The sequence below is a fragment of the Pseudarthrobacter sp. R1 genome (assembly GCF_024494415.1).
Classification (GTDB): Bacteria; Actinomycetota; Actinomycetes; order Actinomycetales; family Micrococcaceae; genus Arthrobacter.
Genome location: NZ_JAMKFI010000008.1, coordinates 156,156 through 172,514 on the forward strand (window position 1 = coordinate 156,156; position 16,359 = coordinate 172,514).

At 64.4% G+C, this 16,359-nt stretch carries 19 protein-coding genes; 6 read left to right on the plus strand and 13 right to left on the minus strand.

The features are described from left to right. Nucleotides 1–2 precede the first annotated feature (2 nt). From M8J71_RS11455 to M8J71_RS11485, 7 genes are all read right to left on the minus strand, one after another. Nucleotides 3–674 (minus strand): response regulator, encoded by a 672-nt coding sequence (locus tag M8J71_RS11455; protein WP_256248035.1) that lies wholly within the window; start codon nucleotides 672–674, stop codon nucleotides 3–5. Continuing rightward, nucleotides 652–3,207, minus strand: coding sequence for a DUF4118 domain-containing protein (locus M8J71_RS11460; RefSeq protein ID WP_256248036.1), 2,556 nt, complete (start codon nucleotides 3,205–3,207; stop codon nucleotides 652–654). Before M8J71_RS11460 ends, M8J71_RS11455 begins: the two co-directional genes overlap by 23 nt. Nucleotides 3,208–3,282: 75 nt before the next feature. Then, on the minus strand, nucleotides 3,283–4,020 hold the full coding sequence (locus tag M8J71_RS11465; RefSeq protein ID WP_256248037.1) for a hypothetical protein: 738 nt from the start codon (nucleotides 4,018–4,020) through the stop codon (nucleotides 3,283–3,285). Between the two features lie 295 nt (nucleotides 4,021–4,315). Next, nucleotides 4,316–5,761 carry a serine/threonine-protein kinase gene (locus M8J71_RS11470; protein WP_256248038.1) on the minus strand — a complete coding sequence of 482 codons (1,446 nt, stop codon included), beginning with the start codon at nucleotides 5,759–5,761 and terminating at the stop codon, nucleotides 4,316–4,318. Next, nucleotides 5,758–5,910 (minus strand): LPXTG cell wall anchor domain-containing protein, encoded by a 153-nt coding sequence (locus M8J71_RS11475; RefSeq protein WP_256248039.1) that lies wholly within the window; start codon nucleotides 5,908–5,910, stop codon nucleotides 5,758–5,760. Before M8J71_RS11475 ends, M8J71_RS11470 begins: the two co-directional genes overlap by 4 nt. A gap of 38 nt (nucleotides 5,911–5,948) precedes the next feature. Next, nucleotides 5,949–6,149, minus strand: coding sequence for a DUF2795 domain-containing protein (locus M8J71_RS11480; RefSeq protein WP_256248040.1), 201 nt, complete (start codon nucleotides 6,147–6,149; stop codon nucleotides 5,949–5,951). Between the two features lie 105 nt (nucleotides 6,150–6,254). Next, complete coding sequence (locus tag M8J71_RS11485) at nucleotides 6,255–6,635, minus strand: DUF7793 family protein (protein WP_256248041.1); 381 nt, start codon at nucleotides 6,633–6,635, stop codon at nucleotides 6,255–6,257. Between the two features lie 225 nt (nucleotides 6,636–6,860). On the opposite strand from M8J71_RS11485, the gene M8J71_RS11490 reads away from it, so the two are divergent. Then, nucleotides 6,861–8,573 carry a PHP domain-containing protein gene (locus tag M8J71_RS11490; RefSeq protein ID WP_256248042.1) on the plus strand — a complete coding sequence of 571 codons (1,713 nt, stop codon included), beginning with the start codon at nucleotides 6,861–6,863 and terminating at the stop codon, nucleotides 8,571–8,573. 7 nt (nucleotides 8,574–8,580) lie between these two features. On the opposite strand, the gene M8J71_RS11495 is transcribed toward M8J71_RS11490, so the two are convergent. From M8J71_RS11495 to M8J71_RS11505, 3 genes are read right to left on the minus strand one after another with little or no spacing between them, the layout of a single operon-like run. Next, a complete protein-coding gene (locus M8J71_RS11495; RefSeq protein ID WP_256248043.1) occupies nucleotides 8,581–8,901 on the minus strand; it encodes a hypothetical protein in 321 nt (106 codons plus the stop codon). Then, nucleotides 8,883–9,401, minus strand: coding sequence for an MBL fold metallo-hydrolase (locus M8J71_RS11500; protein ID WP_256248044.1), 519 nt, complete (start codon nucleotides 9,399–9,401; stop codon nucleotides 8,883–8,885). The genes M8J71_RS11495 and M8J71_RS11500 overlap by 19 nt, the downstream gene beginning before the upstream one ends. 18 nt (nucleotides 9,402–9,419) lie before the next feature. Beyond that, on the minus strand, nucleotides 9,420–9,983 hold the full coding sequence (locus M8J71_RS11505; RefSeq protein ID WP_256248045.1) for a mycothiol transferase: 564 nt from the start codon (nucleotides 9,981–9,983) through the stop codon (nucleotides 9,420–9,422). Between the two features lie 185 nt (nucleotides 9,984–10,168). Between M8J71_RS11505 and M8J71_RS11510 the strand changes: the two genes are divergently transcribed. Continuing rightward, on the plus strand, nucleotides 10,169–11,449 hold the full coding sequence (locus M8J71_RS11510) for a glycoside hydrolase family 26 protein (RefSeq protein ID WP_256248046.1): 1,281 nt from the start codon (nucleotides 10,169–10,171) through the stop codon (nucleotides 11,447–11,449). 85 nt (nucleotides 11,450–11,534) lie between these two features. Here the strand turns inward: M8J71_RS11510 and M8J71_RS11515 are convergent, their stop codons facing one another. Both M8J71_RS11515 and M8J71_RS11520 read right to left on the minus strand, forming a co-directional pair. Beyond that, entirely contained in the window at nucleotides 11,535–11,837 is a 303-nt protein-coding gene (locus M8J71_RS11515; protein ID WP_308292959.1) for a transcriptional regulator, read from the minus strand. After that, nucleotides 11,837–12,172, minus strand: a complete 336-nt coding sequence (locus tag M8J71_RS11520) for a hypothetical protein (protein WP_256248047.1) — start codon at nucleotides 12,170–12,172, stop codon at nucleotides 11,837–11,839. The genes M8J71_RS11515 and M8J71_RS11520 overlap by 1 nt, the downstream gene beginning before the upstream one ends. 555 nt (nucleotides 12,173–12,727) lie before the next feature. On the opposite strand from M8J71_RS11520, the gene M8J71_RS11525 reads away from it, so the two are divergent. Next, nucleotides 12,728–13,156 carry a hypothetical protein gene (locus M8J71_RS11525; RefSeq protein WP_256248048.1) on the plus strand — a complete coding sequence of 143 codons (429 nt, stop codon included), beginning with the start codon at nucleotides 12,728–12,730 and terminating at the stop codon, nucleotides 13,154–13,156. A 14-nt stretch (nucleotides 13,157–13,170) separates the two neighbouring features. Further along, nucleotides 13,171–13,344 (plus strand): hypothetical protein, encoded by a 174-nt coding sequence (locus tag M8J71_RS11530; RefSeq protein WP_256248049.1) that lies wholly within the window; start codon nucleotides 13,171–13,173, stop codon nucleotides 13,342–13,344. A 30-nt stretch (nucleotides 13,345–13,374) separates the two neighbouring features. Here M8J71_RS11530 and M8J71_RS11535 read toward each other — a convergent pair whose 3' ends face one another. Next, nucleotides 13,375–14,223, minus strand: a complete 849-nt coding sequence (locus tag M8J71_RS11535; protein ID WP_256248050.1) for a LysM peptidoglycan-binding domain-containing protein — start codon at nucleotides 14,221–14,223, stop codon at nucleotides 13,375–13,377. A 618-nt stretch (nucleotides 14,224–14,841) separates the two neighbouring features. On the opposite strand from M8J71_RS11535, the gene paaA reads away from it, so the two are divergent. Then, a complete protein-coding gene (paaA, locus tag M8J71_RS11540; protein WP_256248051.1) occupies nucleotides 14,842–15,858 on the plus strand; it encodes a 1,2-phenylacetyl-CoA epoxidase subunit PaaA in 1,017 nt (338 codons plus the stop codon). Further along, on the plus strand, nucleotides 15,855–16,337 hold the full coding sequence (gene paaB / locus M8J71_RS11545; RefSeq protein ID WP_256248052.1) for a 1,2-phenylacetyl-CoA epoxidase subunit PaaB: 483 nt from the start codon (nucleotides 15,855–15,857) through the stop codon (nucleotides 16,335–16,337). Before paaA ends, paaB begins: the two co-directional genes overlap by 4 nt. Nucleotides 16,338–16,359 lie beyond the last annotated feature (22 nt).

The following is a 16,359-nucleotide window of genomic DNA, read 5'->3' on the forward strand; positions in this document are numbered from 1 at the left end:
GGCTACTCCTGGAAGCGGTAACCCAGGCCGGTCTCGGTCAGCAGATGCCGTGGATTCGCGGGGTCGGCTTCGAGCTTCCGCCGCAGCTGTGCGAGGTACACCCGCAGGTAGGCGGTCTCCTGGGCGTAGGCGGGTCCCCACACCTGGGTAAGAATCTCTTCATGGGTGACCAGGGCGCCGGTGTTCCTGGCCAGCAGTTCCAGGATGTTCCATTCAGTGGGGGTAAGCCGGACGGGCACGCCCCGGCGGGTCACCTGCTTGGTGGCGAGGTTGACGGTGAATCCGGCGGTTTCAATAACGGGAACGTCCCCGCTGAATCCGCGGCGCAGGGCAGCGCGGAGCCGGGCCATCAGTTCGTCCATCCCGAAGGGCTTGGTCACGTAATCGTCGGCGCCTGCGTCCAGGGCCTGGATCTTGTCATCGGAACCGTGCCGTGCGGACAGGACCACGATGGGGACTTTGTTCCAGCGCCGAAGCCGCCGGATCACTTCGACGCCGTCCAGGTCGGGAAGGCCCAGGTCCAGGATGATGACGTCCACCGGATGCTGCGCCGCCTGCTCCAACGCGTTCTGTCCGGTGAAGGCGGTGACGGTGGAGTAGCCCCTGGCGTTCAGGTTGATCTGCAGGGCGCGGAGGATCTGGACTTCGTCGTCAACGATCAGCACTGCTGCCATGGTGTCCTCTCATCCCGGGTTCCGGTGCTACGCCCGTGGAGAGCGGCAGCCGGACCACCATGGTCAGGCCTCCGCCGGGAGTGGGCTCAGCCAGGAGCACCCCGCCCATGGCCTCGGTGAACCCTTTCGCCACGGCCAGGCCAAGTCCGATCCCCGTCCCGGGCGTGGTGTCATCGGCACGCTGGAAGGGCCGGAACATGGCAAGGACCTTGTCCGGAGCGATGCCCGAGCCGTGATCCACGATGCTGAGTTCACTGGCAGGAACATCCCCAATTCTTGCACTGCCCGCGCCGCCCACCGCGCCGGCAATCACGACGTCGGAATCGGGGGCGTACTTCAGCGCGTTCTCCACGAGGTTCGCGATGACCCGTTCCAGCATCCCCGGATCGCCGTCCACCGGCGGCATGTTGTCCGGCAGCAGCACGCGGAGCCGCTCCGAGTCCGTTCCCCGCAAGGCCTCACCCACCACGTCGGCCCAGTAGACGGGCCTGATCAGGGGCGCCACCGAGTCCGCCGTGATCCGGGACATGTCCAGGAGGTTGCTGACCAGGCGGTCCAGCCTGTCGGCGCCGTGTTCTATGGTGGCCAGCAGTTCTTCCTGCTCCGCCGGCCCGAACGTGATGGACCTGTCCCGGAGGCTGCTGGAAGCCAGTTTGATCCCGGCCAGGGGAGTACGCAGGTCATGGCTCACGGCCCGCAGGATGGAGGTCCGCATTGTGTTGCCCTCAGCCAGGCGCAGGTTTTCACGCTGGCTCGCGGACAGCTCCTCGCGCTGGACCATGGCCAGCAGGTGCGCCCCGAAGGCGGCCAGCAGCCGCCGTTCGTCCTGGGAGAGTTCCTTTCCGTTCAGCGTGAGCATCCGGTCCCCGTCCAGCTGCTCCACCGTGTCTGCCTCGGCGACGTCAGCCGGGCGGGCTTCGCCAGAGAACTCCTGCGGCTCCCAGCCCACTGTCCTGCCGGGCCCGGACTCCTGCCTGGTCCACAGTCCTGCCCCCTTCGCCTGGAAATGCTCCCGCACCTGGTCCAGGAACGCCGGGATGCTGTTCCCTTCCGCCACCGCCCGGCGGCTCAATTCCCCGAGGACAGCCGCTTCCGCGCCGGCGATGTGTGCTTCCTTGCTGAGCTTGGCGGACCGGTCCACCACCAGCGACACAGCCACTGCCACCAGGACGAAGATCAGCAGCGCCAGGACGTTTTCCGGATCGATCACGGTCAGCGAACCCACCGGCCGGACACTGTAGTAGTTCACGATGAGACCCGCGACGACGGCGGCTGCCACCGCTGGCCACAGCCCCCCTAGCAGCGCCACCCCAACGATCCCGGTCAGGTGGACCAGCATGTCGGTGGACAGCTGGTTGTGGGGGAGCAGGTCCAGGCCAAACTGCAGGAGCGGGGGAAGCGCCACCGCGAGCGCAAACGCCGGTATCTCCCGGCGCCGCCCCAGCCTGGGAGGCCTCCGTGGCTGTCGGTCGCCGGAGTTGGGGAGGTGGTTGATGAGGTGGACATCGATATTGCCTGCGTCCTGCATAACGGCGGCTGCCACCCCGCGGCGGGTGCCGGGCAGCGGCCGGCGTGAGGGGCACCCCAAAACAATCTGGGAGGCGTTGATGCTCCTCGCGAAGTCCATCAGCGCCGCCCCTCCGTCCTGCCCGCCGACGGAGTGGAAGAATCCGCTTAGCTCAGCCGTGAGCTTGCGCAGCTGTTCCAGGTCCTTGCCCGATTCCGGGCCGCGGCCCTCCTTAGTGGTGCGGACATGAACCACGTGCAACTCTCCGCCCGCGGCGGCAGCGAGCATCCTCGCAGCACGGCGGACCAGTACCTGGTCCTGCGCCCTGCCGCCCACCCCCACAACGATCTTTTCCCGGGCGGGCCAGCCCTCCCTAAGGCGAGCCGAGTCACGGTAGTCCGCCAGTCCGGCGTCGACCCGCTCCGCCAGCCACAACAACGCAAGCTCCCGCAGGGCGGCAAGCGTGCCCACACGGAAGATGCCCGCCAGGGCGGCATCGGCTTCCTCACGGGTGCTGTAAATCTTTCCGTCCGCCAGCCGCTGGCGCAGCAGCTCCGGTGAGGCATCCACCAGCTCCACCTGGTTGGCGAGCCGCACCACGGCGTCGGGGACAGTAGTCAACTCCTGGACGCCCGTGATCTCGCGGACGGCATCGGACAGCGACTCCACGTTCCGGATGTCGAGTGTGGAAATAACATCAAGCCCGGCGTCCAGCAGCTGATCGACCTGCTCCCACCGGCTTACGCCGTCGGCCATTGCAGCGTAGTCGTCAACCAGCACGACGTGGGGCCGGCGGGCAATCAGCGCCTGGACATCCGCATCAGCCGGCGCCCTGTCCGGACGCTGCGGGCAGAGTTCCAGGCCTTCCAGCAGCCCGGCAGTATCGGCACGCCCTCGCGGGGAGACGCCACCGACAACCACGTCAAAGCCCTCGCCGGCCAGGCGTCTGCCTTCTTCCAGCATCGCAAATGTCTTGCCCGCCCCGGGCGCAGCCCCCAGGAGGATGCGCAGATTACCTCGTGCCATGGCTCCATTGTTCCCCGGCTGGGGCCACGCCGGATCCAGGCCCGGAGTTCACTGCCCGGCAGGGCCCATAACTGGCTACCAGGACGCGGGGACAATTCCGGTGACGAGTGTGCCGAGGCGGGCAGCTGCCGTCAGCTCCAGGTCAGTTTCCGTAAATCTCAGGTTGTCGCCGCTGATCACAAGGACCCGCCCCGCGCCGGCTGCCTTCAGCCATACGGCATCGAGGCTGTTCCTTCTGTCCAGTTGCTGGGAACACATCAGGAGTCCGTCAACATGCAGTTGGACTGTGCCACCATCGGCCACGGTGCAGGTGCAGGTGTTCCCGGCAGGGGCAGCCCGCTGAAGGATGTCGGTGTAGCTGGCGCTTAAAGACATCTGGAATCCGTGGTTGAGCAGGACCGAGACGAGCGCCGATGTCTTCTCCCCGCCCGGTTCGCCGATAACAACATTGGGAACCAGGGTGTAGGCCAGCACGGGAATGTCCGCCCCGGGCCCCGCCCCGCTCAGGACCAGCCGGGCACCAATGGAGGTCACCTTTTCCACCGCACCCAACTCTTCACGCACAGTCAGCCCGGGTTCCTGGCACTGCAAATGGCAGATAACAGGATCGAAGGTGAGGGATGGGGTGCCCTCCAGGCTGCGGCCTTCGGTGATGTTCACCGACAGGGACAGGACAGCTCCGGGGCCAAGGGGCAGCAGGCACGCCCCGCAGCGGCTGGCCGCAGCTTTGACCGTCTCGATGTAGTGGGCAGTGTCCCTGCCTTTGAAAGCTGTGAGCCGTCCGTCCCAGGCGACATTGCTGATGATGGGCACGTTCCGCAGTCCAATCCGTGACGCGCCCCAGCGACGGACGGCACGGATGGGCTGTTCACGTCGTGGAGCGGGAGACCTGGCCGCCGGGCTGGGCATCACATGGGGGCTAGGATGCCTGGCCCGGCGCACTGACCGGAATGAGTTATGGGGCCCAACTCCCCGGTCAGATACCCACAGCTTGGAGCCGACGCCTTGCGGAAAACCTAGACGCTGTGGACCCGAGGCCCCCAAGGAAATCCCAAGCTGCTCACCGGGTGCAGGGCTGGGACGCGGAACAGTGGAGGAGCCAGTCCAGTCAGCGGTTGTCCCGCTGTTTTTCGGCCTCTTTCTGCGCATCTTCCCTCTGTTTTTCGGCTTCCTTTTGTGCCTCTTCGCGTTGTTCCTCGGCTTCCTTCCTTGCCTCTTCCGCCTGCTCCTGCTGCTCCTCGGTCAGCGGTGGAGCAGTCGCGGGAGCTGTGGGCGGCGGTGCCGGCGCGAGGGATGCTTCCAAATCCGGTGTTTCCACCGGTGTGGGTGCCGGCCGCTGGACAGTGGTCAGCAGCACGGCCAGGAGGATCACGACGACGGCGGCCACCACAGCCAGGACCCACAGCCGGCGGTTTCCCAGGCCTCCGAGTTTTTTCCACGGGCGCTGCCGTGCAGGCGCCGGCTGGGCGGAAGATGGCGGCACGGGAGCCGCCTCTGCGGAAGCTGGTGAGCGGGACGGCAGGTGCGGGGCCGGCTGCCATGACGTGACGTTGGTTGCCTGGTTCTTTGGCAGGGCCGGGAGCCGGGCGCCCTGCCGCACGGCCGGGCTGCTGGACAGGGGCCTCCCGGCAGCCCCCGCGGCCAGGACTTTGGTGGCCGGGCGGGGTGCCAGGGCAGTTTCCGCCTCGTGCGGTTCGTCGGCCTGCAGGGACCAGCCGACGGCGGTGCCCAGCGTGGCTGCAACACTCGCCGCGTCGGGCCGGTCCTGCGGGTTCCGTGCTGTCATGCCGGCAAGCAGGGATTCCCACTGCGGGCCCAGCGACGCAGGAAGATGGGGGCCGCGGGAGAGCCGGGCCACCGCAGCTTCCAGCGGCGGTCCGGGAAAGGCGACCGTCCCAGTCAGGGCCTCCAGCAGCACCAGGCCCAGGGAGTAGATGTCTGCCGGCGGTCCCACCGTGTCACCGCTGGCCTGTTCCGGACTCAAGTAGGCCGCTGTGCCGGGGACCATGTTGGTTGCGGTGACCCGGGCGCCGTCGAGCATCCGCGCGATGCCGAAGTCAGCGAGCTTGGGCCGGAGGGGTGCACCTGCCGCATAGCGGGTGAGGAGGATGTTGGCCGGCTTCACGTCGCGGTGCACCACGCCGCGATGATGGATGTACTGCAGGGCCTCAGCCAGTTCAGCTCCCAGCCGCGCCGCTTCGGCACCAGCCAGCGGTCCGCTTGCGAGGTGGCGGCGTAGATCGGTTCCGGGAATAAGCTCCATCACCAGGAAGGGCACTTCCCGGTGGCCGCGCAGCAACGTCCCCGTGTCGAAGAGCGTCACCAGGCAGTGGTGGTTCAGTTGCGCAAGCATCCGGGCCTCCGACTGCTGCCTGGCCAGTTCGTCGGCGCCGCTGACGTCGTCGCGGAAGATCTTCAGCGCCACCTCCCGGTCCAGGACCAGGTCCGTTCCCCGGTAGACGCTTCCCATGCCGCCGTGGCCCAGCACTTCGCCCACTCTGTAGCGCTCGCGCAGGATGGTTCCGGCCAAACCGGTGTCCGTCTCTTCGGTCATGTCCGGGCTTTTCGTTTCACCCAGCCCCACGCCGCGGTGGCAGCGAACAGCACCAGGCCGATAAGCGCAAGCCACTGCAGGCCTTCGATGATGAAGCCAAGGATCGACAGAACAAGCCAAATGACAAGCAGTGTGATGATTAGTCCCATTCCCGAATACTAGCCGGAAAGGAACGGGCCAGTCCGGTTTAGGAGTTGCTGTCCGAAACCGCTGAACTGACGGCCGTGGGGCTGTCGTACTCCTTGTCGGGGATGGCTTCCAGGGCCTGGATCACGTTGTTGTCAGCGCCGGAGTCCTTCGCGCTGGACAGCAAGGCTTCACGGCTTGCGGGATAGTCCACGCCGCCGAGGAACTTTTGAATCTGGATCGGGTTCGGAGTGTCGGCCATGGTGCCAGTTTCCTTTCTGATCGGTTCTTATGCCGTCGGCCCTGCCCTGGGAAAAGGCCGCGAGGACTTCATCGTAGGCTCTACGTTTTGGCAGGGAAAGGGGGATTACGGCTGCGCCGGATCTTCCGTCAGCCAGGCAAGCGCTTCACCCTTGGAAGTAAAGAACCGGGTGGGGTGGGCCGGATGGTGCCGTGCCATGTAGAAGCCTGCTATGGCTTCGTCTACGGCCGAGGTTCCGACGATTGCTGCCCGGATGAGCGGCCAGGAAGTCGCGAACGCTTCCTGGGCACGCCGGTCAATCCATGTCATGCCGGTCATTTCAACCAGCAGCGGAAGCGTCCGCCCTGCACTGAGGTCGCGGGCACGTTGCATCAGTGCTTTCGCATCGCTTTCCCTGACCACGGCACCGGGAACCCACTTCAGGCGCAGGATCCGCCCGCAGAGCTCTATAGTCCCGAAGATGTCATCATGTGCGTCCTCTTCCACGGCGTCTCCTAAAGACCCGTTTTCGGCCGGCCAATGCAGCCGCAGCAACCTATTTTCGTGCGGTGCGGTCAATGAATCCATGGATCTACTGTGCTGGTATCTGTAGAAAAGCGCCAACCATGGCCCGGCGGACATATCCACGGACGCCGTTCCCTCACCGTTAACCTTCCTGCCACCCCGCCCTTCTACTGTTCCCGGGAACCGGAATCAACAAGAGGGAACGCAATGTGCACCGAAGACAGCGAATCAACCACAGCCAGCCGGAGCAGGGACCTGGCCGACGCAGAGCTGGAGACCATGGGATTGAGCCGACGGCGGATCCTACAATCTGCGGGCATCCTGGCTGCGGGCACGGCAGCGTCGGCAGCCATCGCACGGCCCGCCGCGGCGAATCCTGGGGGTAACGATCCACAGCTGGAATGGCTGGTGGGAGACCACCATGTGCACACCCAGTACAGTCACGACGCCAAGTACCTGATCAAGCAGCAGTTGGATGCCGCCGAATCATATGGTGTGGACTGGCTGGCGCTGACGGAGCACAGCAACTTCGGCCACGCCAACAACGGCGGCGCAGCCAACTCGAACAAGGAGATCCAGGCGCAGCGTGCTGCTCGTCCGGACCTGCTGATCTTCCAGGGCCTCGAGTGGTACATTCCGGGTGCCGAGCACGCCTCCGTGCTGGTGGCTCCGGGACCCAACGAAGTGAACCTGCTGAGGACCTTCGAACTTGTCTGGGACGGCAAGCTGAACCAATGGGAGAAACCGGCCCCGGGAACGGCACAGGTGGAAACGTTCGAACGGAAAGCAGTGGAAGCCCTCGCCTGGCTGGCGGAACAGCGCCGCTCCGGCTACATTGACGACGTCGTGGCCCTCGCCAACCACCCCATGCGCCTTGGCATCGATTCGCCGCACGAGCTGCGCGGCTGGCGCGATGCCGCACGCGAGGTAATGATCGGCATGGAAGGTGCGCCAGGAGCGCAGGGCTCCGGGGTCAGCCAGTTCGCCAGGGCTGGAGACCAGCGTGGCGAGTACACCAACAACCCCACCCAGTTCAGCTTCCCGGGATACCCCGCTGACGCCTTCCGTCCGTACGGCGGTTTCGACTGGGCCACGGCCACCGTCGGCGGTGTGTGGGACTCCATGCTGGTTGAGGGGCTTCCGTTCTGGATCACCGCGAACTCGGACAACCACCTCACGGTCAAGGACACCTGGAAGACCGGCCCCTACCCTGCGGAGGAGCCCTACCTGAGCCTGCCCACTGAATTCGACCGATGGTCCGTCACGGGCAAGCGGCCGGACCCGTACGAAACAGGTGAAAAGCAGGGCGGCAGCGATTACTGGCCCGGGCAGTTCAGCCGCCTCCACACCGGCGTCACCGAGCGTTCGTACAGGGGCGTGCTGGACGCCATGCGCCAGGGACGGATGTGGGTGGACCACGGACACCTGCTGCAGGGCCTGGAGGTGCGGGTGCGTGAGGCGCGTGGCAACGGCAACGGACGCAACGGCGTCACGTTGGGTTCGCGGCTCAGCGTAAGGCGGGGCGCCGACGTCGAAATCTCCATCACCATTACGACGACGGACTACCGCAACTTTGCGGGCGTCCTCCCCAAACTGGCCCACGTTGATGTCATTGGCGGTCCTGTGACCGGGCCCGCGGCGGACCGTGACGCGATGCGCGCTCCGGGAACCACCGTCTGGAAGCAGATGGACGTGTCCGGCCGCACCGGAACGTTCACCATCAGCCATGTGCTCAAGGACGTGCAGGAATCCTGCTACTTCCGCCTCCGCGGCAGCGACGGCAACCGGCATGGTGCGGGCTACTATGGAACTGCCGTTGATCCGGCGGGCCCCCAGCGCCACGGCAACAACCTCGGCGATGCCGACCCGTGGGCAGACACGTGGTTCTACGCCAACCCTGTCTTCATCGACGTGGCCTGAAACGGCGCTAACCGGAGGTCTCGCCCTCGCCCTTTTGGGCGAGCCGCTGGAGCTGCCAGTGATGCACGTCCGGCAGCCAATCCAACGGGGCCGATGGGCCCACCCGCGGATCGTCGGGAACGCCGCCGTCGCGCAGGCGCTGCACATACGCTCGATCCTGTGCGATGCGTTCTCGTAGCTGCCCGGCTACGCCCACTGAGCCGTGCCCGGGGATGACGGCAGTAACGGCATCGGCCACGCTCTCGAGCAGCCGCAGCGCTGCGAGGTAGTCCTCAATCGGATTCTCGGCCTCCAGGTCGAGGAACGGCATCAGGATGTCAGAAAGCATGTCACCGGCGACCAGGACGCCCGCTCTTCGATCAATAGCGCTGCGTGGCCTGGGGCGTGCGCCTGATGCTCGATGATCCGGATTATGGGGCCATCCCACGGAATCTGCGCAGCGCCGGCGGGCAGGCCGGTAATGAGACCCAGCAGCTCCATCGGGATCTCATCGGTGTACTCCGCCGGGAGTCCCTCGGCTATGCGGTCCTTCCAATCCGCGTTCGACAATAGATCTTGGATGGAGGCCGCGCACCGGGCGGCTCCGTAACGGGGCGCGTCGCCGAAGTTTGCGTGCCAGAGCACGTGGTCCCAATCAGGATGCGTCGAGAAGCCTGCCACGACGGGCTGGCCCACCCGGCCAAGGTCGTCCGCGAGGGAGGCCATTTCGCCGGCTGTTATACCGGGGTCGATGAGCAACACACCCTTCCGGCCCTGCACCACAACGGAGTTGCTCTGGATGAACTCGCTCTCGTGAACCAGAACGCCCTCAGCGACTTTGTGCAGCATGACGTGCCTTTCGCTTCGTTAAGCCGGTGGGTCTTGTCCCACGAGACCGTCCACCGACTCCCGAAGGAGGTCGGCATGGCCGTTGTGACGTGCGTATTCCTCGATCATGTTGAGCAGGATGTAGCGCAGGCTGGGAAGCTCGATCTCGGGGTTAGAAGCAATTGTGCCCTGGCGGCCCGGACCGCCTTCCGCCAGCGCCTCCGCGAATAGGGCACGGGAGCGGACCACTGCGTCGCGCCACCTTGCATAGAGCTCTTCGGGAGAATCCTGGCTGGCTGAGTTCCAGTCCCAGTCAGGGTCGGCATCCCAGTCCACCGCGTTCCACGGGGGCAGTTGCCTGCGGCCATGAAGCCACTCAGTGGACATGTCGTCCTCGAAACGGGCCAAGTGCTTGAGGAGGCCGCCCAGAGTCATCGCCGAGGGAGCCAAGGTGGCCCGTAAGCCGGCCTCGTCGAGCGCGCCGGTTTTCCATGCGAAGGTTGACCTCTGCCGCTCCAAAAACCCCAGCAAAGTGGCGGTCTCGTCACCAGCCGTAGGCGGCTCAGGGTTGGTCTGGTCGCTTTGGCCCGTTTCGTCGTTCAACAGGGGGCCTCCTCGGATTCAGGAGTATTCACAGTTAGATATGGAGTGAGTGTACAGAAGCCAAAGGTCATCCAGTTGAAAGCAAAGCGGAAACACCCTCTACTGACTGTGCCCCAAAATTCGTCCTGTGACGGTCCTAATAGGATTGGGATAAAACCGCAGGTCAAGTAGGGGTTAGTGCACGCATGTCAGAGGGAACTCCGAAGGGGAACCGCATACAAAAGGAGAAAGGCGGATCGGAGACCCGGCAGGCTTTCGTCCTCGCCGGGGTCGTGGCCCTGGTCGCTGGGGGCATCGGTGGTGCCGGCATTTACACCAGCGTCTCCGCCAGGACGCAGGAGCAGAACCAGCAACAGAACCAGACGCCCGCAACCACGCCAACCGGGCCCCTTTGCCGGGCTGCGGACCGGGCGGAACTGGTACCCGCCAGCGGGGCGCTGTTCGGTGTGAACCTTGACTGGCACGCCAAACCACTCGCCGGCTACGCCGCGGACCTGGGGCACAAGCCGGCAGTCAGCGTGTCCTTCACCGGGTTCCCGTACACCGCTCAGGAGAAGGTTGACCTGCAACGGGCCGTTGAGCAGATCCGCGCCCACGGGCAGATGATGCTGTTGACCCTGGAACCCATGAACGGGCTCGCCTCAGTCACCCCGGAATCGGCGGCAGCGCTGGCAGCTGATCTGGCGGAATTCAATGACGACGGCGTCCCGGTGATCGTCCGGTTCGCCCATGAAATGAACGGCTCCTGGTACCCCTGGTCCCAGCAGCCGGCCCAGTACATCCAGGCGTACCGGCCCATGGCGGAGGCAATCCACGCCCGCGCGCCGGGCTCGGCGATGATGTGGGCACCAAACTACGGCGGGGGATACCCGTTCGCCGGCGGGCAGTACGAAGCCAAACCCGGGACCCCTGACTTCGCTGCCCTGGACACCGACGCGGATGGGGTGCTGACCATGAACGATGACGCCTACGCCCCCTACTACCCGGGTGATGACGCCGTCGACTGGGTCGGCATGTCCCTTTACCACTGGGGCGCGGACTACCCTTGGGGTGAAAACGAGATTCCGGAACCTAACAAGTTCGCCGACCAGCTCACGGGCAACTACGCCGGCGCCAACGGCGACGATACCCTGCTCGCGGATTTCTACCAGGTCTACGGGGAGGCGCATGGCAAACCTGTCGCGATTCCTGAAACGGCCGCGCTCTTCGCCCCCGGAACCATCGGGGAAGCTGAACTGGCCATCAAGCAAGCGTGGTGGAGCCAGCTCTTCGATCCCGCCACGGCCTCCCGGTTCCCGCAACTGAAAATGATCAACTGGTTCGAATGGGACAAGGAAGAGGTTGAGGTCAAAGGCAGGGTGGACTGGACCGTCACCAACACGTCCGCGGTCCGGGAGGCCTTCACCACCGCTTTGCCGGTCTGGCTGCATTACGGTCCCGAGCAATCCTGCGAACCCCGCAACTAACAGCCGGGTGAGTGGCCCCGACCGCTCGCTTCTTAAGGACACAGCACTGCTCGCCCCCAAACCACGGAGCGGAGCGCTCCGGGTCTCATATCGATAAGTCGTCTGCACTTGCAGCAAGTGTCTGCAGTTCTTTCACATGGGCTTTAAAGGCTCCTGCCCCTGCCTTCGTCAGGTGAACCCAGGTTCGAGTGCGGGTGTTCACGGTGCCCTTTCGGAGCTCAACAAAACCGGCTTGCTCAAGGACTTTCAGGTGCTTACTCAGGACAGAGTCACTGAGCGCCAGAGCATCACGGACGACGCCGAATTCCACTTCCCCTGCCCCGGCCAGGAGCGCGCAGATGCGTAACCTGGTTGGGACGTGGATTGTCTCGTTGAAGCCGCTGCCCACTAGGAGGCCCTAAGCCATCGGGCCAGTTTTGTTTCCATGGCCGGCCCGCAAAGGACTGTCAGGACGAACGCCATGAGCGCGGCGAGGTAAACGACCAGGTCGTTGCCGGTCACACTGTGGATTGAGAGTGCAGCGGCGACGAGGGCTGCAAATGCTCCAAGGTACAGCACGGCAACCAGCCGGCTGCCTGGATGGGTGTAAACATCGAGAATTACTCGGGACCGCCTGGATTGCAGGATGGGGAGCACGCAGAAGACGATCACCGAGAGGCCCAGGGCTATCGTGGCCCAGCCGTAGGACTTGAACAGCACCAGTCCAATGATGAATAGACCCATGCCAATTCCCTGGGCCGGATATAGCCACTTCGGTGATTGGACAAAGGGTGCCAGAGCTCTGCGCGACTCCGAGACCTCAATCAGTGCCTGATGCGCTTCCTGTGGACTTGGTCGCCCGCCGCCTTCGCATGTCATCCCCCAAACTAGAGTTTCCACTACGGAAACACAAGCATTTCCTGAACGGAAAGTTCCTCCATCAGGGAGGATTGCAGATCCACGAGGAGACACATCAAGTAGGTTGTGACTTTCGGCGGTGAATGGCGGCTTTTTCAGCGCGCTATTTGTCGCATGGTGCAGCGGCAGCCTCGCAAGGGGATCGCTGAAAGTCACAGTTTTGATCGCTCTTGGCAGCATTCTGTGCTCGCCTGGCGTCACCTTCCAAGAGGGTGCTAATCACCGGTTCCCGCCGGTCGCCGTCCGGGCTGGCCGTCGGCCTCGGAGAGGCCTTCCCCTAGGCTTAGGACGAGGAGCACCTGAGTAGGGCTCCTTGCCTGGTGCAGTTTGTCGAAATCAACTCTGGGGGAAGTTATGCGGGTAAGACTGGGACTCATTGGAATGGCTGCTGCCATAGCGCTGGCTGGCTGCGCTAGCCGGGCAACCGCCCCGCCCAACGCCACGCCGGCAGCGGCGGCCGAGGTTGAACGCCCCGCAACCGTGGGCGGGTACGAGGGTTGGTGGAACGCGACCCCCTTGTCCGGTGACGTCTCAGGGCTCCCCCAGGAAACCGTGGCAGTAAACACCAGGACCGGGCAAGTTGTTGATGCTTTCAACCGCTCGATGAACGACGCGGGCAAAGTCACCAACGTCGCTGATGTTGATTACACCGTTGTCCCCGACCCCGCTTGGCCTGCAGACTCTGTGGTCATCATTGAGACAGCGACAGGTGACGTCATAGAGAGCTTCCCGGTGAACCAGAATGGGGAACCCATTTACGACGCCACCGGCAACTCAAACCGCGAGAGGCCCCACGGGGCCAATCCCTAAGGCCGGAGGTAACCGTGAACCCCGCTCCCGGCCTCGGTATCCTGGCCGTGCTCTACATCGCCGTGATGGCGGTGCTGATCGGTTTGGCTGTCTACGTCCTGATCCTGGTGATCACCTTCCTTCGGCTGCGCATAGCTGAGCTGCGACGCACCGCACCGCCCAAAGGAGAAACCGGTCCTGGTGAGTAGTCCGGCTCGGTGCTGCTGGATCCCTGGGATCTAAAGGCCTGGTTTGTTGATGGGCTTGTCCAGCGCGAGGCTTATGGTCTGTCCGGGTACTAATTCCCCAGTTGGCAGGTCAACAGCTTCGTACCAGGTTCCGCCTGTGCCGGTGGTCGGGCGGTTCGCTGCTCTCAGGTCCGTGATGCTGAATCGGAACGAAATTTGTCGCTCCGTGTCGCCGGGGGCTGTGGTGTAGGTGAGTGGAATCCCTTCAGCATCGGCTCTGAACGTGCCCTGCGCGCCCTCGATCTTGAGTTCGCCGGGTATCAACCGCACTTTGCTTCCCGCCGGGATTGGCCCCGTGGCCGTGAGTGACGGGTTGTACAGCAGGATCTGTTCGGTAGTGGAGCGGAATTTGTATCCGAGGCTGTCGAAAGAGTCACCGTCCACGGTGGTGTAATAAACGGCCTGGCCGAACGAGTTGGTGACTGTTGTTCCCTTGCCCGATCGGCTGTCCACCGGGTTTTTCTGGAGCTGAATCACAAGTCCCGCCTGGATGAAGTAGGTGCCACCTTTTTCGTAGGTGAACGGGACCTTGTTGGCTTCGGCTAACTGCTCCTGGGTGAGGTTGAACCGGTACGTAATGCCACTCAAGGTGTCACCGGTTTCCACCTTGTAACTGGTTGGGATCCCGTTCGCGTCAACAGTGGCCGCGCCCTTTGCCCCAATTATCGGTTCAGCGGGAATCAACCGGAGTCTTGTACCCGGGCTCACGGGAGAACCCGGCTGGAGTCCGTTGAATTCAGCGACCTTTGCCTCTGAAAGGTTGTAAGCGGCAGCCACGCTGGAGAGGGTGTCGCCGGAGACCGTGGTGTAGTAATCCACGTTGCCGAACGAGTCGGCCACCGCTTCCCCGCGTAGGGAAGGCTTTCCGGTGCTGGCCTTTGTCACTTCCGGTGCGGCGGTGGCCGAGGGTGCTGGGACTGGAGACTCAGTTTGCGTGCATCCTGCCAGCCCCATTGCTAATAGTGCAATGGAGGCAGCTGCCCACCGGGCTGGCCCTACATGCTTCCGGGCAACTGCGGTACCTTCGTTTTCCATACATCCCCCCAAAAAAGCCATGCGCAAGGTCCGTCAGACCAAACCCGAGCATAGTTGATGAGCTTTATAGGCAGGACAGGCGTACGACGGCGGCGCTCGCCTCGTGCGGGAGGTGATGGCGCGTTGGGGGAAAGGCTGCGGGAGGTGATGGGGCGTTGGGGAAAAGGCTGCGGGAGGTGATGGGGCGTTGGGGGAAAGGCTGCGGGAGGTGATGGGGCGTTGGGGGAAAGGCTGCGGGAGGTGATGGGCGTCGGGGGAAAGGCTGCGGGAGGTGATAGGGCGTTTGGGAAAAGGCCGCATTAAGTGAGAGAGCGTCGCAGGGGGTGTGAACGCGCTTGACGGTCTGGAACGCTTCCGCATATCCTGAACGAACGGTCGGTAAATAATTCCTGCCGTCCCGAAGGTCTTTGCATAGGAGCAACCATGGCAGCGCAGAACTTGCAGTCAGTGCCAGCTGAGCTATCCCCGGAGGAGCTCGCGGCGGAAGAAGCGGCAGGCAAGGCCAACTTTGACCGGGTCATGGCCGAGGATTCCCGCATCGAGCCAAAGGACTGGATGCCGGCGCCGTACCGCAAGACGCTGCTGCGCCAGATCTCCCAGCACGCGCACTCCGAGATCATCGGCATGCAGCCGGAGGCCAACTGGATTTCCCGCGCCCCCAGCCTGAAGCGCAAGGCCATCCTCATGGCCAAGGTCCAGGACGAGGCCGGCCACGGCCTCTACCTCTACAGCGCCGCCGAAACCCTTGGCCAAACAAGGGACAAGATGATGGAAGACCTCATCGCCGGCAAAGCACGGTACTCGAGCATCTTCAACTACCCGGCGCTCACCTGGGCGGACATGGGTGCCATCGGCTGGCTGGTGGACGGCGCCGCCATCTGCAACCAGGTCCCGCTGTGCCGCGCCTCCTACGGCCCCTACGGCCGCGCCATGGTCCGTATCTGCAAGGAAGAGTCCTTCCACCAGCGCCAGGGCTTCGAGATCCTCCTGGAACTCTCCAACGGCACCCCTGAGCAGAAGCAGATGGCCCAGGACGCCGTGAACCGCTGGTACGCCCCGTCCCTGATGATGTTCGGCCCGCCGGACGACGATTCACCCAACTCCAAGCAGTCCATGGCCTGGAACATCAAGCGCTTCAGCAACGATGAACTGCGCAGCCGCTTCGTGGGCATGATGGTGGAGCAGGTCAGGGTCCTGGGCCTCACCCTCCCGGATGACCAGATCCGCTACAACGAGGACACCAGGAAGTGGGAGCACGGACCGCTGGACTGGCACGAGTTCCAGGAAGTCCTGGCCGGCCGAGGCCCCTGCAACTCCCAGCGTTTGGAACGGCGCAGGGAAGCGCACGACGACGGCGCCTGGGTCCGTGAGGCAGCCTCCGCTTATGCGGATAAACAGCGGGCAAAAGAGTCGATGAAGACGAAGGAATACGCAGCATGAGCCCCCACGGCAACCCGGAAGTCCCCGCAAGTTCGGCCAGTGAAGTGATCCGCGGCGCGGAGCAGGTTCCGGCCGGCGCCCCCACCCCGGGGGCAGCCGCCACCGAGCCCAAGAGCGCCGCAACAACCGCGGCCTCCGAGAACCAGGTTCCCTCGATCCAGCCCGCCGCCGGACCAACGTCGGCCGAAACTCATGACCGCGCCGCCTGGGGTCTGTGGGAAGTGTTCGTCCGGTCAAGCCGCGGCCTCAGCCACGTCCACGCCGGAAGCCTGCACGCGCCGGATGCTGCCATGGCCCTCCGCAACGCCCGCGACCTCTACACCCGCCGCAACGAGGGCGTCTCCATCTGGGTTGTCCCCGCGGACGCCATCGCCGCGAGTGACCCGGACGCCAAGGGTTCCTTCTTCGAATCACCCCAGGGCAAGGACTACCGGCACGCCACGTACTACACCAAGAGCGAAGGGGTGAAGCACCTGTGATCCCCACCGGCTCCCACAGCTC